General features: G+C 66.6%; 17 protein-coding genes and 1 pseudogene. 8 read left to right on the forward strand and 10 right to left on the reverse strand.

Annotation, left to right across the window (positions count from 1 at the left end):
- Positions 1-124: 124 nt before the first annotated feature.
- The 5 genes from ACIQLF_RS10355 to ACIQLF_RS10375 all read right to left on the reverse strand — a co-directional run bounded on the left by ACIQLF_RS10355 (position 125) and on the right by ACIQLF_RS10375 (position 8,367).
- The gene (locus ACIQLF_RS10355) at positions 125-1,384 is read right to left on the reverse strand and encodes a CDP-glycerol glycerophosphotransferase family protein (protein WP_400297694.1); all 1,260 of its coding nucleotides are present in this window, start codon (positions 1,382-1,384) and stop codon (positions 125-127) included.
- Positions 1,385-1,675: 291 nt separating this feature from the next.
- Positions 1,676-3,421, reverse strand: a complete 1,746-nt coding sequence (locus ACIQLF_RS10360) for a glycosyltransferase (protein WP_400297696.1) — start codon at positions 3,419-3,421, stop codon at positions 1,676-1,678.
- A 283-nt stretch (positions 3,422-3,704) separates the two neighbouring features.
- Positions 3,705-4,739 (reverse strand): NAD-dependent epimerase/dehydratase family protein, encoded by a 1,035-nt coding sequence (locus ACIQLF_RS10365; RefSeq protein ID WP_400297699.1) that lies wholly within the window; start codon positions 4,737-4,739, stop codon positions 3,705-3,707.
- Complete coding sequence (locus ACIQLF_RS10370; protein ID WP_400297750.1) at positions 4,736-7,348, reverse strand: alpha/beta fold hydrolase; 2,613 nt, start codon at positions 7,346-7,348, stop codon at positions 4,736-4,738. The genes ACIQLF_RS10365 and ACIQLF_RS10370 overlap by 4 nt, the downstream gene beginning before the upstream one ends.
- The gene (locus tag ACIQLF_RS10375) at positions 7,342-8,367 is read right to left on the reverse strand and encodes a 3-oxoacyl-ACP synthase III (protein ID WP_400297701.1); all 1,026 of its coding nucleotides are present in this window, start codon (positions 8,365-8,367) and stop codon (positions 7,342-7,344) included. The genes ACIQLF_RS10370 and ACIQLF_RS10375 overlap by 7 nt, the downstream gene beginning before the upstream one ends.
- A 323-nt stretch (positions 8,368-8,690) precedes the next feature.
- Between ACIQLF_RS10375 and ACIQLF_RS10380 the strand changes: the two genes are divergently transcribed.
- The 3 genes from ACIQLF_RS10380 to ACIQLF_RS10390 all read left to right on the forward strand — a co-directional run bounded on the left by ACIQLF_RS10380 (position 8,691) and on the right by ACIQLF_RS10390 (position 12,054).
- Positions 8,691-9,869 (forward strand): AI-2E family transporter, encoded by a 1,179-nt coding sequence (locus ACIQLF_RS10380; protein ID WP_400297704.1) that lies wholly within the window; start codon positions 8,691-8,693, stop codon positions 9,867-9,869.
- A 300-nt stretch (positions 9,870-10,169) separates the two neighbouring features.
- Positions 10,170-11,510: an amidohydrolase family protein gene (locus tag ACIQLF_RS10385; RefSeq protein WP_400297706.1), complete on the forward strand. Its 1,341-nt coding sequence runs from the start codon at positions 10,170-10,172 to the stop codon at positions 11,508-11,510.
- A 169-nt stretch (positions 11,511-11,679) separates the two neighbouring features.
- Positions 11,680-12,054: a DUF6508 domain-containing protein gene (locus ACIQLF_RS10390; protein ID WP_400297709.1), complete on the forward strand. Its 375-nt coding sequence runs from the start codon at positions 11,680-11,682 to the stop codon at positions 12,052-12,054.
- A gap of 29 nt (positions 12,055-12,083) precedes the next feature.
- Here ACIQLF_RS10390 and ACIQLF_RS10395 read toward each other — a convergent pair whose 3' ends face one another.
- The gene (locus ACIQLF_RS10395) at positions 12,084-13,523 is read right to left on the reverse strand and encodes a glucose-6-phosphate dehydrogenase (RefSeq protein ID WP_400297712.1); all 1,440 of its coding nucleotides are present in this window, start codon (positions 13,521-13,523) and stop codon (positions 12,084-12,086) included.
- Between the two features lie 114 nt (positions 13,524-13,637).
- On the opposite strand from ACIQLF_RS10395, the gene ffh reads away from it, so the two are divergent.
- Positions 13,638-15,191 carry a signal recognition particle protein gene (gene ffh / locus ACIQLF_RS10400; RefSeq protein ID WP_400297715.1) on the forward strand — a complete coding sequence of 518 codons (1,554 nt, stop codon included), beginning with the start codon at positions 13,638-13,640 and terminating at the stop codon, positions 15,189-15,191.
- 34 nt (positions 15,192-15,225) lie between these two features.
- On the forward strand, positions 15,226-16,398 hold the full coding sequence (locus ACIQLF_RS10405; protein WP_400297718.1) for a hypothetical protein: 1,173 nt from the start codon (positions 15,226-15,228) through the stop codon (positions 16,396-16,398).
- 493 nt (positions 16,399-16,891) lie between these two features.
- On the opposite strand, the gene ACIQLF_RS10410 is transcribed toward ACIQLF_RS10405, so the two are convergent.
- From ACIQLF_RS10410 to ACIQLF_RS10425, 4 genes are all read right to left on the reverse strand, one after another.
- Positions 16,892-17,857 carry a hydroxymethylglutaryl-CoA lyase gene (locus tag ACIQLF_RS10410; RefSeq protein WP_400297721.1) on the reverse strand — a complete coding sequence of 322 codons (966 nt, stop codon included), beginning with the start codon at positions 17,855-17,857 and terminating at the stop codon, positions 16,892-16,894.
- Positions 17,854-19,104 (reverse strand): CaiB/BaiF CoA transferase family protein, encoded by a 1,251-nt coding sequence (locus ACIQLF_RS10415; protein ID WP_400297723.1) that lies wholly within the window; start codon positions 19,102-19,104, stop codon positions 17,854-17,856. Before ACIQLF_RS10415 ends, ACIQLF_RS10410 begins: the two co-directional genes overlap by 4 nt.
- 152 nt (positions 19,105-19,256) lie before the next feature.
- A complete protein-coding gene (locus ACIQLF_RS10420; RefSeq protein WP_400297726.1) occupies positions 19,257-20,174 on the reverse strand; it encodes a ketopantoate reductase family protein in 918 nt (305 codons plus the stop codon).
- Positions 20,175-20,244: 70 nt separating this feature from the next.
- On the reverse strand, positions 20,245-21,576 hold the full coding sequence (locus tag ACIQLF_RS10425) for a heparan-alpha-glucosaminide N-acetyltransferase domain-containing protein (RefSeq protein ID WP_400297729.1): 1,332 nt from the start codon (positions 21,574-21,576) through the stop codon (positions 20,245-20,247).
- Between the two features lie 760 nt (positions 21,577-22,336).
- On the opposite strand from ACIQLF_RS10425, the gene ACIQLF_RS10430 reads away from it, so the two are divergent.
- The 3 genes and pseudogenes from ACIQLF_RS10430 to ACIQLF_RS10440 all read left to right on the forward strand — a co-directional run.
- On the forward strand, positions 22,337-22,909 hold the full coding sequence (locus ACIQLF_RS10430) for a TetR family transcriptional regulator (protein WP_400297732.1): 573 nt from the start codon (positions 22,337-22,339) through the stop codon (positions 22,907-22,909).
- Positions 22,906-23,643 (forward strand): ABC transporter ATP-binding protein, encoded by a 738-nt coding sequence (locus tag ACIQLF_RS10435; protein ID WP_400297734.1) that lies wholly within the window; start codon positions 22,906-22,908, stop codon positions 23,641-23,643. Before ACIQLF_RS10430 ends, ACIQLF_RS10435 begins: the two co-directional genes overlap by 4 nt.
- Positions 23,640-23,983: pseudogene (locus tag ACIQLF_RS10440) on the forward strand (hypothetical protein); the annotation flags it as partial. The gene ACIQLF_RS10435 and the pseudogene ACIQLF_RS10440, both read left to right, overlap by 4 nt.

A 23,983-nucleotide genomic window follows, 5' to 3' on the forward strand; every position in this document is an offset into this window, starting at 1 on the left:
GATTGCCCGCGCCGAGCTCACCGCCGCAGGCCTGGACCAGGAAGTCTGGCAGATGCCTTCAAGGCTGAGACAACACGGCATCTCTTGCTTGGTTCGTGAAACTGTGGTGAATGCCGGTTATGGGTCATTCGGGGTTCGGAACGGCCGAACCCCGTGCCTTGGAATCAAGCTTATGCTGGCGCTCTTCGATGAGATCGGTGACCGCAGAAATAAAGGCATCCGTCGACTGACCCTTCTCGAGATCGCCGAAATAGAAGGAGCGCATTTTTTGGTGCTCCTCAAAGTTGTCCAACTCGTCGAAGTGCGTTGTGAGGTTCAACAGGAACTGATCCACTGTGGATTTCGTAATGACGGGGCAGCAGCGACTGACCGGGACTTCCCGATGCAGCAAGTCCACGTTGTCTCTGCGGTCGGTCAGAAGCAGGGGTCGGTCCGGATGCAGGTAGAGGAAATCCAGTCCAACGCTCGATACGTCGCTGATCAATACGTCGATGCCCTCGAACAGGTCAAGGATGTTGTCGGTATCGTCGACGAGGTGCTTTCCACCCGTCAAATGGTGTTCATGCAGAATTTCGATCACCCGTGCATTCGCAGCGACCATGGCCTTGTCGGTTGAAGTGGCAATCCGGGGATGCGGTTTGTAGACGACCCGGGTATTCGGCTGTGAAACGAGCGACGTGATGATGCGCTCACCAAAGATTTCAAGCGAAGTGTAGTTGTTGGCATCGTTCTCCCCTTCCCACGTGGGCGCATACATTACGGTTCTTCCAGCAAACTTGGGGATAGGCGACTTGAATGAGCTGTCCAGTTGGGGTCTGCCGACCTGAACCAGACTGTCTAAATTGAAGTCAATAAGAACAGCCCTATGCCGCTCTACCGCGGCCGGACCAGCCACGAAAGTCTTGTCGTATGCCTTGGCTTGGTTGGAAACCATGGAAAGCTTGTCACTTTCCCCGTGGTTGACATGCACGTGCACTAGTTCAGGGACGCTCAACGATTGAAAATTCGCCACGCCGTTGTTTACGTACAGGCAGAGCTTGAAATCATTGAAGGTGCAGAAGTTGACCAGATCATCGAACCGACGCAAGAAAATCTTCGGCAGCTTGGTTTGACCATGGAAATGGCGCAATGATTGAACTTTGCGGAAGACCAGCACGACACGATGCACCCGATTGAGATTTTCGAGTGTCGGCAACCATTGTTCAAGCTGGTAGGCACGATTGGGAACATCGCTGAAATACACGATGACGTCTCCGGCAATGTGAACCTGGTCCAACTCGTGGTTTGCAACCTGTGCCGGACCGACGCCCAACGACCTGCGAATTCTTACTCCGGTTGACGACGAAATCATTGCCGAAAGTCGTTCTCCTATCCAGTCTTTCACGCGTCCCGCCTGTCTGTGTTGGTTGCTGTCACCATTGAAGCCGGTAAGGCTCCTGCGCGATAGTGATTCAGCGGATCTTGTTGGCTAAACCGTCCCGGAAATTGCTGTGGAATGTTGCTTGGCGTTGGTTGGTATCGATGAAGAACCAAGTGCTGCGGCGATGAATCGAGCAGCGTCTGCACATTGGTCCTTTGACTCCACCTGCACGTGGTCGAACGAGACGGCGGTGGCCGTCATTGACACTCAGCGCTATCACTTCTTCTCCTGATTGGTTTAAGCGGCCATAGTTGTCTACTTGATGCTGAGATTCCCGTAGGCCGTAATGAACGGATAGGCAACCGGTTTCATGTCGGCGCCCAAACGCACGGTGCGGCCAATGCCGCCGGTTTCAAAGCGCACGTGCAGGTCAATCGGCCCGTCGCCGGGAATCCTTGCGCGCAGATCCGTGGGCACAACGAATCCGAAACCGTCTTCTGTTTCTCTGAACGGAACGCACTTCACGGGTGGAGTAGCGGGATTCCCGCGTTCGGAGAGCACGAGCTCCAACCCGTCCAGTTGAAGCCCCTCCAATTCGGTTCCGATCTCAATCTCCAATGTTCCGTCCGGACGGAAACGAATTGCGGATAGCCTTGCTTTCATTCCTGCTACGGCCTTTCGCGATGATTGATTGGCTCTGGCTGTATCCAGAGCTTGTATCCATTGTTCAAAGATTGCGTCGCTGTTGTATTTCGTGGCCATTTTGAATGCGTTCTGCGACATCTCCTCGCATAACGCATCGTCGGTCAGAAGTTGCGTCACGGCACGGATTGCAGCCTCGCGGTCGTGGAACGGAACCAGGAATCCAGTGGCGCCCCGTTCGATCACGTCGCGTGGTCCGAAGTCCACATCGTACGAAACCGGTACACACCCCGAGGCTTGGGCCTCGAGCAATGCCAGGGATTGGCCCTCGAATTTGCTGCAGAGGATGAGCGTCCTGGCCGTGGCCAACTCATTTTCCACGGTATCGATGTGACCACGGAACCGGACAATGTCATCCATCGCCAAGTCCCGGACCAATTCAGCGAGTTCCTTGTGCTGCCCGCCGTCGCCGATCAGGTCCAGGCTGACGGGTGTGCCGCCGGATGCGACGCCGTGGACGATTTCAATGACCTCCGAAACGTTCTTTCCCTTGGTGAAGCGCCCCACATGCAAGACCTTGGTCCGGTCGCGCTTCGCAAAGTCGGGAATCGCGTCGGGCCCATCCACGGGGTTGCTGATGACCACGGTATTGCCTTGGTCGCCAAAACGTTCCACAAATGCCTGGCGCTGGGACTTGGTGAGAAACGTGATGCCATCCCAATTTTCCCTGTTGCTGATGATGGTCTGGTGGGCCTCGGAGAGCTTTCCGGTGAGAGGATTCGCGCCCGCGGATACATGGGTGCTGTGGAAGTTGACGAACTTCGTGGCCATCGGGTGTTCAAACGACCAGAGGAAACCCGCTGAGAACTTGCTGTCGACGATGACATCGGTCTCCGTCTCTCCCACCAGCTTTGCCAACCAATGCTTGTAAAATTCGCTTGCACCGTCGAATTCGCCCTGGACCAGGCCTTGCGGGTCAAGAATGCGCAGGACCCGGTGCGTTTTCTGCGGATTGCTTGCCAGCGGGAGTACCGAATCGGTCAAATAGATGGTTCCATCGGGACGGAAATACTCCCTGTACGAAAGGCCTTCATTTAAGCGAGACGAATGGTCCGTAAAGAAGTTCGTTCCGTCGGATTCGCGTCGAGTGGTTGTGTGGTGGTTCCACTTAAAGTTCTTGTGTTCTTGGGGATCCGGTCGCGCCGGCATCGGCTCTTCGACTACGGAAGCGTAGTACTCGTGAAGGTTGATGATCGGCACATCCGGATGTAGTTTCTTGGCGGCCACGAGCGAGGAACGAATGGACGCGAACTCCGGCGAAGGCCTAAATGAAACGACGGCACTGGGGACGCCTCGTTCATGAAAGAGACTTGCGCGCTTAAGGCACATGGCCGTCATCCCGCCAAAGGTCTCACCCACCGACCACGTGACCATCAGAGCTGGCCGCGCCCCCGCACGTACGTGGTCGGGCCGACTTGGGCCGGTTGCCGTGGTACCTGGGTCAAACTCTTGTGCCATGCCAAGCCTCTCCGGGAAGGGGGACTTTCGAGGAACGAATGCCGATGCTCCCAAGAGTAAGCATCGTTCGGAGCAAAGCAACAGTCCCGGAGCTGGTTTTGCCCAGTGGGAGTCCCCATGGGGGCGCGCACTGGATGGTGCGCGTACCAGGCGGGCGCTCGCCGGAAAGTGCGCCGCAAGCCGCTCAGTGTTCTTGGCGATCCACCCAGGGGCTGGACCCGGAATAGTGCATGGCGAGGCGCGCCAGGCCCTCGTCGAGGGTGACAGCCGGCTTCCAGTCCAGCACCGCCTGCGTGTGGCGCTGGTCGAACCAGTGGGCCGTGGAAAGCTGCTCGGCGAGGAACCTGGTCATGGGCGGCTCGCCGTGGGCCAGGTTTCTGGCCCCCGCCGCCGTCCAAACCCGCTCGATCACCGATCCGGCGCCGCGGGCAAGCCATCCCGGGACGCTCCACGCGGGGGCGGGCACCCCGGCGGCGCGGCAGATCCCGCCAATGAGTTCGCCGACCGGCCGCGGTTCGCCGTTGGTGACCACCAGGGCCCGCCCGCGGGCGTGTTCCATGCGCTCGAGCCCGCGCACGATCGCCTCCGCGGCATTGTCGATGTAGGTGGTGTCGATCAGTGCGGCCCCGGCATCGAGCAGGGGCAGGCGTCCGGCCCGTGCCCGGGTGACCACGCGCTCGACCAGCTGCGTGTCTCCCGGGCCCCACACCACGTGCGGCCGAATGGCCGTGACCCGGAAGCCCGGCGAGTCGGCGGCCAGGGCTGCAAGCTCCGCCGCGGCCTTGGATCGTGCGTAGTGTCCGTGGGCGCGCTCCGGGTCCGCAACCCCGGCGCCGGCGCCTGACAGCGCCGCGCCGAAGTGGGCGACCGAGGGGGAGGAGACGAAGACCAGGTCGCGGACCCCGGCGGCCCGGGCCTCCTCCAGGAGCGTGTTGGTGCCGGTGATGTTGGTGGCGACGAATTCGTCCCAGGCACCGGTGATGGACACCTTGGCCGCCAGGTGGATGACGGCGTCCATGTCCGTGACGGCGCGGCGCACGGCCGTTGCGTCATCCAGCGACCCGAGCACTTCCTCGGTGGATCCGGCGGAGGGTCGGCGCTGGAAGGTGCGCACCCGGTGCCCCCGGGCACGCAGGAGCTCGGCGACCGTGCCTCCGAGCATCCCGCTGGCGCCCGTGACAAGCACGCGGGCGGGCCGGGAGGCGGGCGTCCGGCTCACGGGGTCCGGATCCTTCCGCCGGCCAGAGTGTCCGCGGCCCAGGCCGCGAGCGCTGTCCGATCGATCTTGGAGTTGTGGCGGATGTCCGTGGGCAGGGCCGGGACCACCAGCACGGCGGCCAGGTCCAGCCCGGTCCCGGCGACGGCGGTGCGCACGGCCGAGGCCAGTTCAGGCCCGGCCGGTGCCGCGCGGCGGGCCGGCGGCACGGTTTCCAGCACGGCGACGCCCACCTGGGTGCCTGCCGGGCCCACGCCGACGATTGCGGCCCGCCCGGTGCCGGGCACGGACTGGGCCGCGTGTTCGGCCGCGACCGGGGTGGTGACGCCGGAGGGGGTGCGCAGGATGTGTCCCAGCCGGCCCTCCACCCAGAGGCGCCCGGAGGCATCGAGGTGTCCCACGTCGCCGGTGCGGTGCCAGCCGGGGATCGAGGAGCTTGCGCGCTGGGTGATCCACAGCCGGTCGTAGCGTTCCTTCACGTGCGGGGCGCGCACCAGGATTTCCCCGCTGACGCCGGCGTCCGTGGACGGGATGCCGGAGACGCTGCCGTCGTCGGCCAAAGCGGCGATGGCCACCCGGGCCCCCGCCACGGGGGTGCCGACGCAGACGCCGTTGCCCGTGCCCGCGGCGCGGATGCCGTCCAGGTCGATGTCGGTGACGGGCAGCGCCTCGGTCATGCCGTAGGGCGTGTGGATCCGGGCCGCGGGGACAAGGTCCTGGACCCGGGCCAGCAGGGGCTCGGGGATGGGTGCCCCGGCCGAGAGAAGCATCCCGATGTTCCCCAGCGAGCGTCGTTGGGTCGAGTCGAGGGCGTCGGCAGTCTCCAGCACGTTGGCCAGCGCGGCCGGGGAGGCGAAGACGGTGTCGGCGTCGATCGCCGCCGCCGCATCGGCCAGCGCGGCGGCGCTGAGCGTCCGCGGGGAGGTGACGTCCATGTCCGGGGTCACCGAGGTGGCGCCCAGTGCCGGGCCGAGCAGCGCGAAGGGCGCGAACCCCGCGACCAGCCCGGAGCCTGCCCGCAGCCCGTAGGTGTCCCTGAGCGTGTCGCGCATGGCGGCGAGCCGGCGGTGCGTGTAGACCACGCCCTTGGCCGGGCCGGTGGATCCGGAGGTGAAGAGCACCGCGGCATCGGCGTCCGGGTCGGCCGGCGCGAAGGCCGGGGGAACGTCGGCGGCTTCCGGTGACAGGGTCCCGGCCGCCAGCAGCTCCGGGACGGTGTGTGCCACGCCGAGCAGCTTGCGCTTGGCGGCGGGCAGCGGGCCCGCGGCGATCCGCACACCGGGCCAGCCGAAGAGCCGGGCCCCGGCCAGCGCGCGGTCGATGCAGATCAGGAAGCGCGGGCCGGCGCCGCGGATGGCGCGTCCCAGCCCCGCGGTGCCCAGGCCGGCGTCGGCAACCACTATCACCGCACCCAGGCGCAGGCAGGCGTAGATCAGCGTGGTCAGTTCGATCCCCGGTGGCACCAGCAGGCTGACCCTGTCTCCGGGGCGCACCCCGATGCCTGCCAGCCCGCGGGCCAGTGCGTCCACGCGGTTGCCCAGTTGCGACCAGGACAGGGAGTTGGGCGGGTTGATGTCGACCACCGCTCGCGTGTGGTCGTTGCGCCGGCCGTCCAGCTCGGCGAGCATGGGCAGGTATTTCGCGGCTGCGGGATCGCCGTCGGTTTTCTCGGTTTTGGCTGTTTGGCCGGCGTGCCCCGCGAGCCAGTCGAACACGGGTGCGGCGACGTCGCGGTCCTCGGGCAGCAGGTGTCCCGCGCCCTCGAAGCGGTGCACGGAGGCCCGTGGAAGCCGGTCCATGAGGTCGCGCAGGTACCGGTCGGAAAACACGGGGTCCTTGGGCCCCCACAGCAGCAGGGCGGGAACGTCGAGCGACCTGATGCCTTCGGCGATCGAGTCCAGCGCCGGCCTGCTGGGATGCGCCGGGCCGAAGGGGATGTCCGCGACGAAGTTGCCGACCCCGTGGCGGCGCTGCGCGCCGCGGTAGGGCGCCATGAAGGCGTCGTGGACCGCGGGGTCCAGGGCGGGCTTGGCCAAGGCGAGCGTCGTGCGCAGGAACGCGCTGGAAGTGGTGGTGCCCCAGCCGTGCACTGCGGGGTGGGTGGCAAGGCGCAGGGCCGCGGGAAGGTCGTGGCCGGCGGGGTGCACCGCGGTGTTTGTCAGCACCACGGAGGCGAGGCGGTCGCGGTGTGCCAAGGCCCAGCCCAAGGAGGTGATGCCGCCCCAGTCGTGTCCCACGGTGGTGACGGGGCCGTCCAGTTCGAGGGCCCTGGTGAGGTCGCCCAGGTCGTTGACCCGGTCGGCGAGCCGGCGGAACACCCCGGTGCGCGCGGAGAATCCCATGTCTAGCTGGTCCACGGCGACCACGCGCCAGGGCAGATCGTTGTCCTGAACGTGCTGGAGCAGGCTGCGCCAGAGGAAGGACCAAGTCGGGTTCCCGTGCACGCACAGGAGCGTGCCGCGCGGCGTGATGCCGCGTGATGCGAGCTGGGGGCCGTTGTCCAGCAGGTGCCAGTCGTGTTCGGTGCCGGGGGCGTCCGGTGCTGAGGTCGAGGGGACCGCCACGCGGCGGGACCACTCCGGGTTGACCCCGGGGAAGGAACTGTTCACCAGAGAAGCTCCATCATGGCGGTGTTCAGCCCGGAACCGACGCCCATGCACAGCACCCGGTCCCCGGGGCGCAGCGTGGCGGCTTCCTGGGAGAGGGTCATCGGCAGCGAGGCCGGTCCCACGTTGCCCCACTTCGGGAACGTGATGGGGACGCGGTCGCGGACCAGGCCCACGGCCTTGATGATGGCGTTGGTGTAGGAGTTGGAGACCTGGTGGGTGACGTAGCGGTCCATCGACTTCCAGTTCCAGCCCGCCGCGTGTGCCTCGTCCCAGGCGTTGACCACCAGCTTGAGTCCGTTGTCCAGCAGCCCCTTGGTGTCGGTGAACATGCCGGCCGGGCCGCCGACGCACAGTTCGTGGTGTTCGGTGCCGGCGCGGGACACCCCGCCAAGGATGCGGTGGGCGCCGGGACGCTCGTCGGCCGGGCCGATGACCGCGGCGGCCGCGCCGGAGCCCAGGGTCAGCGTCGCGAACTCGCGCAGGTAGTCCTCGCGCGTGGAGTTTGCGTCGTTGAGCCGGCGGATCGTGGTTTCCTGCGTGGGTTGTGCGTCCTCGCCGGCGACGATCAGCGCGTACTTGATCTGGCCGGCGTCGATCATGTTGGCGGCAAGCGTCATGCCGTTGACGAAGCCCAGGCACGCGTTGGCCACGTCGAAGTTCATGGCGGAGGAGGGAAGGCCGAGCCCGTGGTGGACCTTTGCCGCCACGGAGGGCTCGAGGTTGCGCCGGGTCACCGAGGTGTTGATGAGCAGGCCCACCTGGCCCGGTTCGATACCTGCCTCGGCCAGGGCCTTGCCGCCGGCCTCGACGGCTGCGTCGTCGAAGCTTGTCCCGGCGTCCCACCAGCGGCGCTCGACGACTCCCGCCACGCGTTCCAGGAGCTTGCGCGAGAGCTTCAGGCGCTTGAGGCTGGGGGCCAGCCGTTCGTCAAACTCGGCGGAACTGAGGACCACCGGTGCTTGAACGCTGGTGATCGCCAGCAAGGCCGAATTGCTGTGCCGAAATGTTGCATTGCCGTTCAAGATCGAGCCTTCGTTTCGGGGGTGTGGCGAGCTCGCCGGAGCTTCCGGATACTGGGCCAAGACTAAGCCCAGTGGAGCATGTAATCCACGTCATACGTTATTCCCTACCCGTCGGTACTCTGGCATTGAGCGGCTACTAGGAAACCGTGGCGTGAAATGTGTCGAGGCCCGCCCGCGGGCAGCGTGCCCTTGTCCGGCGCCGAAAGCCGGCTCCGTTCCCTCTGGTGCCCGGCGAGAACCCGGCGGTAGATTCGTCCCACATGGGCGTGTTCCGGAACCGGCGAATCCGGGCCCCGGTGCCCGATCCGGAAAAGGGAAGACGGATGCAACCGACAGGCCAGGGCGGGAAGCGGGACGGGGGCGGCGGGTTGCCGCCGCGCGAGGGAAGCACCCGGAGGACGCTTCCGCCCGGGCTCGACGTGGTGGGCAAGGGGGCCTGGCGGGTGCTGGGCATCATCGGGGTGCTGGCGGTGTTCGTGTTCCTGGTTGCCCGGCTCGAGGAAATCGTCGTCCCGTTCCTGATCGCGCTGCTGCTGTCCGCCTTCCTCAAGCCGCCGGTCAATTGGCTGGTGGCGCACGGCTGGCGCAAGTGGCTGGCGATCATCCTGGCGCTGGTCGTTGCGGCCGGGGCCATGGCCGGCTTGGTGGTGCTGGTGGAAACCCAGATCAGTGCGGGCCTGCCGGAGGTCCAGCAGCGTTCGGAGGCGGCCTACAGGCAGTTCCGCGACTACCTTGACTCGTCGCCCCTGCAATTCACCAGCGCCCAGTTCGACGCGTTCCTGGTGCAATTGGGGCAGGAGATCCAGAGGCACGGGAACGAGATCTTCAGCGGAGCCCTCGTGGTGGGCAAGACGGCCGGCCACGTGTTGGCGGGTGCCCTGTTGACGGCCTTCGCCACGATCTTCATGCTGATCGACGGGTCCAACGTGTGGCGCTGGACGGTGCGGCTCTTTCCGCGGGGCGCACGCCCCGCGGTGGACGGGGCCGGAAAGGCCGGCTGGACCACGCTGACAAGTTTCGTGCGGGTGCAGATCCTGGTGGCCGCCGGGAACGGTATCGGAATCGGCCTGTTCGCCTTCTTCCTGGGCCTGCCCTTGGTGGTGCCCATCGCGATCCTGGTGTTCCTGGCCTCCTTCATTCCCGTCATCGGCGCGATCGTCACCGGCGCCCTGGCGGTGCTGGTGGCCCTTGTCTTTGTGGGACCGGTCCAGGCGCTGATCATGCTTGGCGGGGTGCTGCTGGTCCACCTGCTCGAGGCGCACGTGATGCAGCCGCTGGCCATGGGCGCAGCGGTGAAGATCCACCCGCTGGCCGTCGTCTTTGCCGTGGCCGCGGGTTCTTACCTGGCGGGCATCCCCGGGGCGCTGTTCGCCGTCCCGACGGTCGCGGTGGTCAACGCGATGGTCAGCTATGCGGTGCGCGGGACGTGGCGCGCCGCACCGGCGTCCGGCCCGGTGGCAAGCCCCGGAACGGACGCGGGCACCGACGGTCCGGAACTGTAACTGTTCGTCCCGCGGTCTCTGGGGGTTGAACCTTTATGAACGCGGTTCGCTTTCGTGACCGTGGCAGTTCCCGAATTCGGGATTCAATCTTGGACTCGAAGGCATGTTGGTGAGTCATTGCCAGGCCGTGACCAATCCTGCGCCAGCTTCAATTTCCCATGCCGGTTGGAGCTAACGGTGGCGTCAGTCCGAGTGCTTGCCGAGAAGATGTCCAATTGTTTGGTATCCCATCTATGGAAGTTCGTGTGAATTTCCGCTAGTCTGGGCCGGATCTATCCCCAACGAAAGGCAGAGATACCCATGTGCGAGCACGACCACAGCATCGGTCCCGTTCCGTCCAGGCCGCTTGAACGCCGCCATGTGCTGGCCGGGGCCGCGGCGCTGGCCGGGTTGGGTCTGACCGGCATGCTTCCGGCAGCAGCCATCGCCGCCGAGCCGGCTGCCTCGCCGGCATCCCTGCCGTTGCAGCGCGGCAAGGGCGAGCGCCCGGGCGCGGTCATCATTGAGGGCGGCACGCTCATCGACCCCGGCACCGGGCACGCCACCGAAGACGCCGTCGTGGTTTTGGCCGATGGCATGGTCCAGGCAGCCGGCACGCGGGACGAGACCCGCAAGGCCGTTCGCGAGGCCGGGGCCAAGGCGACCCGCATCAACGCGCATGGCAAGTTCATCCTGCCGGGCTTCGTCGATGCCCACGTGCACGCCCAGACATTCCAAGACGCCGCCCTGATCCTCAGCCACGGCGCCACCACGGTCCGCAGCGGCTCGTCCAGCTTCTACCAGGACATCGCTTTGGCGCGTGTGCCGCACTACGCCCCGGGCCTGTCGCCGCGCATGCACGCGGCAGGCCTGTTCGTTTCTCCTGACCAGGGCGACTCCATTCTGGCCGACCCCGACCTGGCGCCGCTGGCGGCCAGGCGCAGGCAGCTCACGGACCCGAAGGACCTCGCGTATCTGACCCGTGTGAACCGCTCGCGCGGCGCCACCGTGATCAAGACCCGCGCCAACCCGCGCGCCGGCATCCCGGACCAGGATCCGCGCGAGCTGGTCTACGACAAGGAACAGATCTCCGCGATCGTGCACGCCGCCAAGGGTGCCGGGGTGTTGTGCCACGCCTACAGCGCCAAGGGAATCGCCGGTGCCGTGGCCGCAGGAGTGAAGAGCATCGAGCATGGCGTGTTCGTCGACGAGGAGACGCTGGTGCGCATGGCCAGGCGGGGCACGTACTTCAGCCCGACGCTTTTCGGCATTGCCGGCATGGCCGATTCCGGCAATCCGGTGCTGGCCGCGCGCGGCCGCGAATACGGGCCGATCTTGGCCGCGGCCGCCCGCGCCGCCAATGAACTCGGTGTCACCGTCATCGGCGGCACCGACTCCTTCGGCACCGATGTCACCCCGATCGGCGACGAGGCCGACGCCCTGGCCGAGGCCGGGCTGGGGAAGCTGAAGGCCCTCCAGTCGATCACGACCGCCCCGGCCAAGCTGCTGGGCGTGGAGCGCGACGGCGTGGGGCGCCTTGTGCGCCATGGCGTCGCCGACGTGGTGGTGCTGGATCGCAACCCGCTGGAAACCTCCAGGGCTCTGAGTGAGGTGCGTGTGGTGATCGCCCAGGGCGCGATCGTGCGCAACGACCTGGGCTAAGCGAATAGGTGGCCAGCGCCGGCACGGATTTCACCCTGGAATCCGTGCCGGCGTTGGCCCGGCGTTGACACGCTCGGCCGCCGCCGGTGTGGCATTGGCGGCCCTCGACCGGAAATACTGTGGTCATGGAAACCTTGTTTGCCGCATTCCGAAATGCAGGAGGCCGCTCATGAGCGTCGATCCCCGAACCGCCATCCACGCCCTGGCGGCGTTGCTCGATGCCGGCTACGAAACGCCGGTTCGCGGCGGCGCGGTGCGCGAGGACGGCGTCCACACGCTGGGCTACCCCGACTACGACGAGCGCGTGTTCGCGGGGCTTGAGGCCGGCCAGGAGCTGGCCGGCACCGACTACGACTACCTGGCGCACATCGAGCGGATCCAGCAACAGCCCATCGCCCGGGCCACGCTGGAGGAGTTGGCGACCTGGTTCACCTGGCTGTTGCGCGGTGAGCGCTTCTGCGACGGACACGTTGCGCAGAACCTGGAAAGCGGCCGGGTGCGGGCGCTGGTCACCCGGCTGCTTGAGCTTTCCCCCGCGCCCTGAGCGACCGCGCCACGCCCCGGCCGGCGGGGCTATGCCCGGGCTTGCAGCGAGGGCAGGGTGCAGTTGGTTTCCCAGCCTTGCGGCCCGTTTCCGCCGGCGGCGTACTCCTCGATCGGGACCTCGTTCGCGGCCCACGCGGCCAGGATCGGGTCAACGATGCGCCAGCATTCCTCGGCGGTGTCCCCGCGCACCGAAAGCGTCGGATCGCCCGAGAGCACCCCGAGCAGCACTTCGCCGTAGGGGAGCAGGTCCGGGGAGTTCAGCTCCGCACCGAGCGTCACCCGGTCCAGCGTGTACAGGTCGCCCGGGCCGTTGACGTCCAGGTCCAGCTCCAGGGTGTCGGGCCCGAACCCGATGCGGAGCTTGGTCGGCTCGTCGGTGCCCTTGAACCCGCTGGGCAGGTGGGACACCGGGCGGAACGTCACGATTGCCTCCTTGCGCACCCGGCCCAGCGCCTTGCCGGCCCGCAGGATGAACGGGACGCCGGCCCACCGGGAATTGTTGATGTTCAGCGTGACCTCGGCCAGCGTCTCGGTCCTGGCGTGGGCATCGACCCCGGACTCGCTGGCGTAGTCGGGAACCGGCCGGCCCTTGGAGGCTCCGGCGGTGTAGCGCGCCCGGCGCGTCGAGTCCTGCGGGGTTCCGGCAAGCGCCGTGGCGCGCAGCACCGAGCCCAGGTGGTCGCGGACGTCGCGCTCGTACAGGGTCGCCGGGGCGTTCATGGTCAGCAGCCCCAGCACCTGCAACAGGTGGGACTGGATCATGTCGCGCAGCGCGCCGGCGCGGTCGTAGTACCCGGCGCGGCCCTCTAGGGCGAGCTCCTCGTCGTAGAAGATCTCGATCTTGGCCACGTGCTCGGCGGTGAACAGCGGTTCCAGCAGGCGGTTGGCAAAGCGCAGGCCCAGGATGTTGAACACCGTGCCCTTGCCCAGGAAGTGGTCGACGCGGTGGATGTTCCGCTCGGGCACCAGGCGGATCAGCGTGCGGTTCAGCTCGCGGGCCGAATCCTCGTTGGACCCGAACGGCTTTTCCATGACCAGGAGCGTGGATTCGGGCAGCTCGCCGGGTTCCAGCACCTCGCAGGCCCGCTGGCTGACGGCCGGCGGGAGGGCGAAGTACAGGGCCACGGGCCCCTCGAGGCTGCCGACCAGCCGGGCCAGTTCGCCCGGGGCCGTCACGTCCAGTTCGGCGTAGGAGGTGGTCGCAATGACCTGCGTCAGTGCGGCCTTTCCGGCCTCCGTCGCATCCTTCATGGCCGCGTCACATACGGTTTTGACGCGTTCGGCCCACAGCTCGGGGGAGTACCCCGGGGCGCCGGCGCCGGCCAGCGTGATCCCGGGCGCCCGTCCGGAGCCGATGAGCCGCGCAAGGCCCGGCAACAGCAGCCTTCCGGTCAGGTCGCCGGAGGCTCCGAGGATCAACAACGTGCGTACATGGACCGCGTTTGCGGTGCCTGAATCAAGTTTCACACCACAAGACTGCCATGTCCGGCACAATGTGGCTCGTGAACTTGGTAATCTTGGATGTTGAGTCCAGCGGGTTAGACCGCGCCTGAATCCCACAACGAAAGAAGTGCACGGCACGTGTTCAATTCACTCTCCGATCGCCTGACATCCACCTTCAAGAACCTTCGCGGCAAGGGCAGGCTGTCCGAGGCCGACATCGACGGCACAGTTCGCGAGATCCGCCGTGCCCTGCTCGACGCCGACGTGGCAGTTCCCGTGGTGCGCGCCTTCGTGGCGCAGGTCAAGGAACGCGCCCTGGGCGAAGAGGTCTCCGCCTCGCTGAACCCGGGCCAGCAGATCGTCAAGATCGTCAACGAGGAACTCGTCGGCATCCTCGGCGGGGAGACCCGCCGCCTGAACCTGGCCAAGGTCCCGCCGACGGTCATCATGCTCGCGGGCCTGCAGGGCGCCGGCAAGACCACCCTGGCCGGCAAGCTGGCCAAGCACCTCAAGGCCCAGGGCCACACCCCGCTGCTGGTCGCCTGCGACCTCCAGCGCCCCAACGCCGTCAAGCAGCTGCAGGTCAACGGCGAACGCGCCGGCGTGCCGGTCTACGCACCGCACCCGGGCGTCTCCTCCGAGTTCGAGGCAGCCACCGGCGATCCGGTGGCAGTTGCCCGCGACGGCGTGGCCGAGGCCCGCACCAAGCTGCACGACGTGGTCATCGTCGACACCGCCGGCCGCCTGGGCATCGACTCCGAGATGATGGAGCAGGCAGCGAACATCCGCGCCGCCATCAACCCGGACGAAGTCCTCTTTGTCATCGACGCCATGATCGGCCAAGACGCCGTCAACACGGCCCAGGCCTTCAACGACGCCGTCGACCTCACCGGCGTGGTTCTGACCAAGCTCGACGGCGACGCCCGCGGCGGCGCCGCGCTGTCCGTCGCCTCGGTGACCGGCAAGCCCGTCATGTTCGCCTCCACCGGCGAAAACCTCGACGACTTTGAGATCTTCCACCCGGACCGCATGGCCAGCCGCATCCTCGACATGGGCGACATCCTCACCCTGATCGAGCAGGCCGAGGCGAACTGGGACAAGGGCGAAGCCGAGCGCATGGCGAAGAAGTTCGCCGACCGCGAGGACTTCACCCTCGACGACTTCCTGGCGCAGATGGCCCAGATCCGCAAGATGGGTTCGATGAAGAAGATCCTGGGCATGATGCCCGGGGCCCAGATTTCCCGCCAGCAGCTCGAGCAGTTCGACGAGTCGCAGATGGACCGCATCGAGGCCATCGTCCGCTCGATGACCCCGCACGAGCGCGTCGCGCCGAAGATCATCAACGGCTCGCGCCGCGCGCGCATCGCCAAGGGCTCGGGCGTGCACGTCTCCGAGGTCAACTCGATGCTCGAGCGCTTCGGCGAGGCCCAGAAGATGATGAAGAAGCTGGCCTCCGGCGGAGCCATCCCGGGCATGCCCGGCGGCAAGGGCGGCGCCCGCAAGGCGGCGGCCAAGGGTGCCAACAAGAAGAAGCAGAAGTTCGGCAACCCGGCCAAGGCGGCCCAGCTGGAGGCCGCGGCCGCGGCCGCCAAGAAGGCCCCGAGCGGCGCCGCCTTCGGCGCGGGCAACAAGGAATTCAACCCGGCCGACATGAACCTGCCCAAGGGGTTTGAGAAGTTCCTTGGCAAGTAGTCCCGAGGGGAACCAGGGAGGCGATCGGCCCGAAATGCTGATCGCCTCCCTGGCGTTGATCTTCGAGGAGCTGGACGGGGCCGTCGCGCATGCGCGGGTCCGCGACCTGCTGGCCGCCCGCCGCAGCATTGCGCTGCTGGCCGCGCCCGTGGCCTGGGGCGAACTCAGCGTCGTCGAAATGGCCATCGCGGTGAACCCCGACGGGTACATCGTCATGGCCGGCGAGGACGGAAACACCAGCCTGGGCCAGCAGATCGAGGGCTTTGCCATCGCGCTCAAGCGCGGCGCCGGGGCGCTCTTCGCCGACTTCGACGGGGCCGACGCCGAGGGCGGGGAACCCATCGAGGACCCGCGCCTGGAACACGTCCGCGGGGGCCGCTCGGTCCTGCTGGGTTCCTTCAAGGAATCCGAGGTCGCGGTGTTTGCCGGGGTCACCAAGACCGCCTGGAAGTACTTCTCCACCGAGTCGTCTGATGTTGCCGTCCACGAGGGCTACATGCCCGAGATCATGCTCTCCAGGTCCGTGCCGCCGGCCATCATGCTCAGCCGCATGGGGCCGCGGTTCTCCATGGTCTTTTGGTTCAAGGGACAGAGCCGGAAGCTGCACGGCTACCCGGGCTTCGGCCACGGGTGGTCGGTTGCCGTCGAGCCCGTGATCGCCGCGGCGCCCGGGACCGAAGCGGCCGACGCCACGGCGTTCCTCCAGCGCGAATGGGCCGAGCCCGACGTCGAGGCCATCGCCGAGCTGCACGAGTTCGGCGTCCCTGACGAGCAAATCCGCCTGCTGGACCGGGCCCTGAGCGGCAGCGGAAGCATCGACGCGATCAAGCGCGTGCTGCAGATCTTCGGCAAGCCGCCCGAGCTGGCCGACTATTTGGAGCAGGCTCCGGTTCCGGAATCGGCCGTGGCCGTGGAACCGCGCGGTTTCACCGGGTCGATCGCAGCCGGCATGGCTGCCGACGCCCGCGAGGCCAAGGGCATCAAGAAGTTCTTCAACCCCTTCTCATGGCGTCCGCAGACCCAGTTGGCGTGGGGTGTCGTGGAGGCTGCCTTCTTTGCCTTGGTCATCCTGCTCACCGATTGGAACGATACCTGGATCGTGCGCTGGCTGCTGATAGTCATCGTTGCCGGTGGCGTCGTGAACTCGGTGGGAAACTTCATCATTGGCTTGGTGCGCTGGTCGCGCCAGGCCCGTCGTTCGGAGTAGCGCGCCGCTGGACAATGACACGGCCCGGATGCTTGTGCATCCGGGCCGAACTCATATGTGCGTTGTCACCGAATTCGGTTCGGGAGTCTGGTTCGAAACCATCCGGAATCTTGCGGCCAGGCCCAGTCATCGATCGAAACCGTATTGCGGGCATTTGGTGTTGCCGTCACATGGATAACCGGATCGACGATAGTCCACGACCTTTCAGAGCGCTTCATCACGCGCACGGCTGGCACCGGCTCTGGTGCGTTGGGGGACTGGAACAAACAGCCCCGTAGGTGAATCGGGCATCCACGGCGTTCTGTGAATGCCAACGACCGATGATCGACCCCTAGGGAATCTAGGCCTACCCGCAAGATTCCTTTTTAGGCTAGACAACTTGGCAGGTCCTTGGCCAGTGGCCGAGGGACCAGATTTTCGGCCGGTTTTCCGTGGCCTCCGTTCATGCCGGAACAGTCGGCGCAAGCGTCCTTCTGCCCGGCCGCCGTTTCCCCTAAGCCGGCTGCCCCGCTCCCTCGGGCACAGGCCCGGAGCCGATGACCCATTCGAAGGCCGCGGCCCTGGAACGGGCTCCCTGGGCCGCCCTGGAGCGGTTGGGTTCGTCCAGTTCCGCCAGCAGCCCTTCGGACAGGTGCACCAGGCCGGCAAAGACGTCCGGGGTCAGCCACTCGGGGCGGGTGGCGAAGAGGATGTCCTCGGTGGAGGTGTTGCCGCTGGCTCCGGGCGCGAACGGGCAGCCGCCGAGGCCGCCCAGCGCCCCGTCCACCAGGGTGGCCCCGGCGCCGATGGCGGCCAGCGTGTTTGCCACTCCGAGGCCCCAGGTGTCGTGTCCGTGGTAGGCGATCCGCCGCGCGGGTGACTCGTCGCGGACCCGGCCGACCAGGCTGGCGACCTGCGCCGGAACGGCCTGGCCCAGGGTGTCGCAGATGACGATGTCGCACGTGCCCTCGGCCCGCGGGTCGTTCGCGATGGACAGTACCCGTTCCTCGGGCACGTGACCCTCGAAGGGGCAGGTGAAGGAGGTGGCAATGCACAGCTGGATGCGGCCGCCGACTTCCCGGGCCTGCTCCACGGCCTGGGGCAGCGCCTCGAGGCTGGCCTCCGTGCTGCGGCCGATGTTCGCCTGGTTGTGCGAATCGGACGCGGAAAGGCAGTACTGGAAGTTCCGCGCACCCGCCGCAGCGGCCTTGGCCACGTGGCCCGGGGTCGCCACCCAGATCCAGCACCTTTCCAGTTCCTCCGCCGTCAGGGCGCGGACGACCTCAAGGGTGTTGGCCATCGTCGGCACCAGGTCGGCGCGGGCCATCGAGCCGAGCTCGATGGACGGCACGCCCAGGCGCAGCAGTTCCCGGACCGTCTCCACCTTCCGTTCGGTGCAGAGCACCTTGCCGGTCAGCTGCAGCCCGTCCCGCAGGGTCACGTCGCGCAGCTCCGCGCGTGGTTCGACGGCGAAACTCATGCCTGGGTTCCTTCCCCGCGGCCGGTGGCCGCATTGATCCGGTCCGCATCCATGCCCAACAGCCCGCCCAGGACTTCCTCCGTGTTCTCGCCCAGGTCCGGGCCGAGGTTCCTGATGGGCAGCGACTGCCCGCCGATCACCGGGACGATCCCGGGGAAGCCGATGTCGGTGAGCATCTCCTCGCCGGTGGAGACATCGAATTTCTGGATCATTTTCCGTGCCGCGTACTGGTCGTCGGCGACGATGTCGGCCGCCGTGTAGATCGGGCCCGCCGGAACCCCCGCGGCGGCCAGCGCCTCAAGCGCCTCGGCGGCGGTGCGCCGCCCGGCCCATTGGCCGATGGCGGCATCGAGTTCCTCCCGCCGGTCCCAGCGGCCGGCATTGCTTTGCAGCCCCGGGTCCGCGCCCAGCTCAGGCCGGCCGATGGTCTCCATGTAGCGCTGGTAGATGGAATCCCCGTTGCCGGCCACCACGATGCTGGCACCGTCGCCGCACAGGTAGGCGTTCGAAGGGGCGATGCCCTCCATCCGCCCGCCGGTGCGTTCGCGCAGCACGCCGTACGCCTCGTAGTCCGGGACCAGGGATTCCATCATCGAGAACACCGCCTCGTTCAGGGCCACGTCGATGATCCGCTCCGGCAGCGCCACCGTCGAACCCGACGCCGCCCGCCGGGCTTCGCGCTGGAAAAGGCCCATCATCGAGCCGAAGGCCGCATAGAGGCCCGCGATGGAATCGCCGATCGAGACACCCACCCGCACCGGGGCGCGGTCCGGGTCCCCGACCAGGTTGCGCAGGCCGCCGTAGGACTCCGCCACCGCGGCGAACCCGGGCCGCCCGGACATCGGCCCGGTCTGGCCGAACCCGGATATCCTGGTGATGACCAGCTCCGGGTTCACCTCGTTGAGCACTTCCGGTCCCAGGCCCCACTTCTCCAGCGTGCCGGGACGGAAGTTCTCCAGAAGGATGTCCGACTTCGCCGCCAACTCCAGCACCGCCTGCCGGCCCGCCTCCGTGCGCAGGTCCAGCACCACGGACTTCTTGTTGCGGTTGATGGTCCGGTACAGCATGGATGTGTTGCCCTTGTGCAGGCGCCAGTTCCGCAGTTCGTCGCCGGTGCCCGGCCGCTCCACCTTGATCACTTCGGCCCCGAAGTCCGCCAGCAGCCGCGCGGCCGTGGGTGCGGCAATGTAGTTGCCGAGTTCGAGGACGCGCACGCCGTCCAGCGGGGCGATGGGTGTCTGTGTCATGTCTCTTTCCTCAAGATTTCGGTATGTCTCGGGCGGGCAGTTGGCGTGGCGGGCCCTGTGGTTCAACCGGTGCGCCGCGAAGTGCGCCGGAAACAGCAGGGGACAAGGGGGCCGGCCAATGCTCCGGCCCCGGGTCCGGACCAGCTCCAAGGCTACCGGCGTCTGGCCTGGTCGTGGACCCGGAGTTGGGTCAAGGCCAACCGAGCCAGCGGGACTTTCACGCCGACCCTGTCGGCGACGGCGGCAAACTGGCCGAGCAGGTGTTCCCCTTCGTGGGAGGTTCCCGCCAGCACGTCCCTGTAGAGGGAGGACGTGAAAACGGAGCCCTCCTCGGTGAACATCTCCAGGCTCGCGGCGTGCGCGGCAGGCGTGACGGTGTATCCGGCCGCTTCGGCCACCCGTTCGGTTTCCTCGATGACGTCCAGCACGAACTCCTTCCCGCCCGGGGCGGCAATGATGTCGCCGATCGTGCCGCGCATCAGGCAGGTGATGATTCCGCCTGCGGTGATGAACGACCATTTGTGCCACATGGAGGCCAGGATGTCCTCGGCGATGGACATGCGGAAACCCGGCGCCGCCATTTCACGGCCGATGCGCGCTATGCGCTCCGTCGGCTTCCCGTCCTGCGCGCCAAAGGTCATGGATGCGTGCGGTTTCATCTGGAACACCGCGCCGTCCGGAGTCACCGTGCACACCACGCGGACAATTCCACCCAGCACGGCGTCCCGGCCATACCGTTCGTTGAGTGTTTCAAGGTGGGCCAGGCCGTTGAGAAGCGGCAGGATGGTCGTGTCCGGCCCGACGGCCGGAGCCATGTCCCGCAACGCCGATTCCAGGGACCATGCCTTGACCATCAGGAGGACCAGGTCAAAGGGGCCGTCCAGTTGTCTGGCGGTAACGGTGCGAACGGGTACCGTCTCGTCATATCCAGGTCCATAGACCCGGAGCCCGTTGCGCAGCTGGTCGAACCGATGCTGATGGACCAGGAAAGTTACGTCGCGGCCGGCCTGGGCCAGGCGTGTCCCGAAGTACCCGCCCGTCGCTCCGGCCCCGACTATCAGTGTTTTCATCGTCTATCCACCTCACATTTTCGGCTGGAGCTTCCCAGCGGTCTCTTGGATTCGGCGGGACGCTCGTTCGTCATGCTGCTCCGTCCGGACCCCGTAGTGGTGCTTTCAACCCGATGCTCACCGGCATGGCCTGATCCGCCACGGGCTTCCCCGTCCGCGGCCTCGCCCGGGGTGTCCGTATCCGCTGGCGGACCCAGTCGCTGGCTTCGGAGATGATGGCTTCAAGCGGACCCTTGCCGATCGAACTGCGCCACACCATCGCGAACAACATGAATGAGATGACCTGGACCCACAGCGATACCACCGGCCGTTCCTCGTCCAGGACTTCGAGCATGAGTACGATGCAGTGCGCCGAATAGAGGGTCAGTGTCATCGTCCCGACCGCCGCAAAGGGGGAAAAGACCTTGCTGCCGGAGTGGGTCAGGAGCAGGACCACGCCTATGGCGGCCACGGCCGCGCCAAGATTGTGCAAAACGTTCAGCGGGGTATCGGAGTAGGGCGAAACGACCGCCAGCCACCACCACGTAGTATTCGGCATGAAGACGGACTCCGGGCCGTACGCCAGCTGTTCGGCGATGTCTTCCGTGGTGAGTGACGGCGTCGCCTCGACCAGACGCTGCATGCCCCCGGCGGGACCCAGAAGGACCTTCGAAAGCACCCAGGTGGAGATGGCCAGCGCCGCACCCCAACCAACGAACTTGAGCGCGACTTTCCTCGAGGTCAGCACCTGTCGGCCGATGACCATTCCCACACAGAGGTATGCCATCCACAGGAGTGTCGGATAGAAGCCGGTCACCAGCATATCGAGGATGAACAGCACCGGCTGCCGCGCCGCGGTGACCAGGGTGTAGTCGGCCTCCGGATCGACTTGCTCGGGAATGGTGCCGTTGAGCAGGTGGCGGAGGACGGGGCCGAAGATCGCAAAGATCGGTGCCGCGATCAGCAGGAAGCGTGACGAACGGCCATAGAACGGAACGGCCAGAATGAACAGGATGCCGAAATAGGGAATGATCGTTTCGATCGGGGTTTCCAGGTGGCCCAGCAGGAGGCCCATCAACAAAATAAGCAGGCCCCGGACAACCAGGGCGGCCCTGTCGGCGGCCAGCGTGCGGCCGTGGAACTGGCCGCGGGACCTTTTCTCAACGAAGGCAATGGACACTCCGGCGAGCACCGCGAACAAGGCGGCGGCCCTTCCGCCGAAAACGGCAAAGGGCCAGCTCATGGCCCCGTCCACGTGCTCCGCAGGGAAGACATGGACGGCAACCATGCCAATCAGCGCCACAGACCGGGCAACATCCACGCCCATGGCACGCCGCGTGGGGGAAGAGGCCGCTGGTGTCCCTGCCGTGCGGGACTCCGTGGGTTCCGCGGTCGATTCCTGTTTCTGCCTTTCAGCGCTCATAACGGACCTCATGGGTTGTCTCAATTGCAATCTGGGCACCCCCGATTGCAGCATCCTTGCCATCAATCCGTCGCTGAGTCGTTGTCCCCTTCATGCGGAGGGGTGGGCGTGCTGGTGGCAGGCGGTTGCCGGTTCGGGCAGGTGATTCCATGCCCAGGTGCCGGGCCTGTGCTGTGGGAATTTCGCTGCGTACGGAAATGGGGATGCCTTTGCCGATTCCGGACGCCGTGGCTTTGATCGTCCTGTCTGCCCTTCCGCCGCCGAACCATCTTCTAGCATTCCCAAGCGCCACCCCAGCAGCCCCGCATTTCCTCATGCGGTGCATTGCCGTGCCCCCCCTGCGGGTCCTTTCATGGTAGGCGGAACCCAAGGGGCAAGGTACCCCTGCATCTCCCGGAAGCCATGGTTTTCAACTTTTTTCCAGGCCGCGATCATGGTCAGTGGTTCGGCGAAGGATCCATCCGGCCCTGGTGGGCGGCCGTGGCCGGATGGTCGGCGGTGCAGGTCGTCAGTCCGACCGCAGGTCACACGGTTTTCGGCTCACAATGTTGTGCCTTGGCTTCAGTCGGCGCGGTTGGGGTTCGGAGGGGAGTGCTGCCGTTCCGCTTCCGGCCACCTGCTCTTGCCGACCGCGCGCACCGTCCCGGGGTATCCGCCGCGGCCGGTCTTTCCGGGAGCAACCCCACGCTGCCGGATGGGCAACAAGTTCGTGAAGACCGAACCCTTGTCCAGGAAAATGTTAGAGACTAACATTCGAGGCATGGGAAAAGCCGCCGCCACGAAGGCCCTCCTGCAGGAGCGGGCCATGGCGTTGTTCGTTCGGCAGGGTTTCGACGAGACGACCGTCGCACAAATCGCCGAGGCTGCCGGGGTTTCGCAGATGACCTTCTTCCGGCATTTTCCGACGAAGGACGCGGTGGTCTTCGACGACCCCTACGATCCGGCGATCGCGGCGATCGTTGCCGCCCAGCCGCTTGGGCTCCCGGCGATGGAGCGCGTCCGGCTGGGCCTGCTGGCAGCATGGGGCGCTGTGCCCGAAACCGGCGACAAAGCGACCAGGGAAAAGATCAGGCTGGTAGCCGGTCATCCCCGGCTTGCTGCCTGCATCCGGGAAAACAACCGCCGGACCGAGGACCTGATCGTCGAAGCCCTCACGGGAACCGGAACGGTCCGGCTTGAGGCGCGGGTCGCCGCCGGAGCGTGCCTGGGAGGATTGACGGCCGCACTGCTGGACTGGGCAGTGGAACCTGACGGGCAGGAACTGGGGGAGCGCATGCGCGCTGCCCTGGCGGTGATGGGCGAATCGGACAGTGCCGCGCGAGGCGAGCGATGACGGCGCCGGCGGGCATCACGGCCCGGGGGATCGGCAAGACCCTGGGCGGTGTCCCGGTGCTCGAGGACGTGTCCCTGGACGTGGAGCCGTCGCAGATCCATGCACTGGTCGGGTTGAACGGGGCCGGGAAGACGCCCTTGATGCGGATCCTGCTGGGCATGCTCAAGCCCGACCTGGGCTCGGTCATGCTTGCGGGGTCGCCGGTATCCGGGGCGGACGAACATCCCTGGTCCAGGGTCGGCCAGATGCTGGAAACGCCCTTCGCCTACCCGGAGCTGAGCGCACGGGAAAACGTCCATTCCTCTGCACGGCTGCACGGCATGGACAGGCAAGCCGCCAACGCATCCACCGGGCAGGCGCTCGCCGACCTGGGGCTGGACCAATATGCGGCCCAGCGGACCGGCACGCTGTCGCTGGGGAACCGGCAGCGGGTGGGCCTGGCCGCTGCCCTGGTGCATGCCCCGAGCATGATCGTGCTGGACGAGCCGACCAACGCGCTGGATCCCCGGGGTGTCATTGTTCTGCGCCGGTTGCTCCGGGATGCCTGCCGGGATCGGGGTGCCGCCGTCCTGGTATCCAGCCACCACCTGGACGAGGTTGCCCGGATGGCCGACAGGATCAGCGTGCTGCACCGCGGAAGGATCATCGGAACCCTGCAGCCCGGGACGGTGGATCTCGAGCGTCGCTTCTTCGACCTGGTGCTGGAATCCGACGAACAAGGGCAGGAACAATGATGGAAGCCCCGGGAGCGGCCCTGGCGTTCGAGGCGCTGAAGTTCCGCCGTGCGCCCGTGGTGCACATGGTTTCGATCCTGATCGGTGCGGGATTGCCCGTGCTTGCTGCGGCATTCATGGTTGCCGCGACCTCCGGCGGGGCCGGCCAGATCCGGCTCAAGGCGGCAGCCATGCTGACGGGCACGGGCTGGAACGGATACTTGGCCATGGTGGGCATGATCTTGTCCGTGGGGGGGGGGGGGGGGGGGTCAAGAATGCAAAGAAAAAATGGTTTTGTTTTGTGTGGGGGGCGGGTTACACCAAAAGGGGGGGGGCCGGCGGGTTGGGATGGGCGGGGGGC

The sequence above is a fragment of the Paeniglutamicibacter sp. NPDC091659 genome, assembly GCF_044756805.1.
Taxonomy (GTDB): Bacteria; Actinomycetota; Actinomycetes; order Actinomycetales; family Micrococcaceae; genus Paeniglutamicibacter.

What these genes read in the sequence shown, in the direction of transcription:
- ACIQLF_RS10415 (WP_400297723.1), bottom strand. Translation starts at nt 19,104, where the DNA reads ATGACACAGACACCCATCGCCCCGCTGGACGGCGTGCGCGTCCTCGAA.
- ACIQLF_RS10390 (WP_400297709.1), top strand. Translation starts at nt 11,680, where the DNA reads ATGAGCGTCGATCCCCGAACCGCCATCCACGCCCTGGCGGCGTTGCTC.
- ACIQLF_RS10435 (WP_400297734.1), top strand. Translation starts at nt 22,906, where the DNA reads ATGACGGCGCCGGCGGGCATCACGGCCCGGGGGATCGGCAAGACCCTG.
- ACIQLF_RS10405 (WP_400297718.1), top strand. Translation starts at nt 15,226, where the DNA reads ATGCTGATCGCCTCCCTGGCGTTGATCTTCGAGGAGCTGGACGGGGCC.
- ACIQLF_RS10430 (WP_400297732.1), top strand. Translation starts at nt 22,337, where the DNA reads ATGGGAAAAGCCGCCGCCACGAAGGCCCTCCTGCAGGAGCGGGCCATG.
- ACIQLF_RS10380 (WP_400297704.1), top strand. Translation starts at nt 8,691, where the DNA reads ATGCAACCGACAGGCCAGGGCGGGAAGCGGGACGGGGGCGGCGGGTTG.
- ACIQLF_RS10385 (WP_400297706.1), top strand. Translation starts at nt 10,170, where the DNA reads ATGTGCGAGCACGACCACAGCATCGGTCCCGTTCCGTCCAGGCCGCTT.
- ACIQLF_RS10410 (WP_400297721.1), bottom strand. Translation starts at nt 17,857, where the DNA reads ATGAGTTTCGCCGTCGAACCACGCGCGGAGCTGCGCGACGTGACCCTG.
- ACIQLF_RS10420 (WP_400297726.1), bottom strand. Translation starts at nt 20,174, where the DNA reads ATGAAAACACTGATAGTCGGGGCCGGAGCGACGGGCGGGTACTTCGGG.
- ACIQLF_RS10425 (WP_400297729.1), bottom strand. Translation starts at nt 21,576, where the DNA reads ATGAGCGCTGAAAGGCAGAAACAGGAATCGACCGCGGAACCCACGGAG.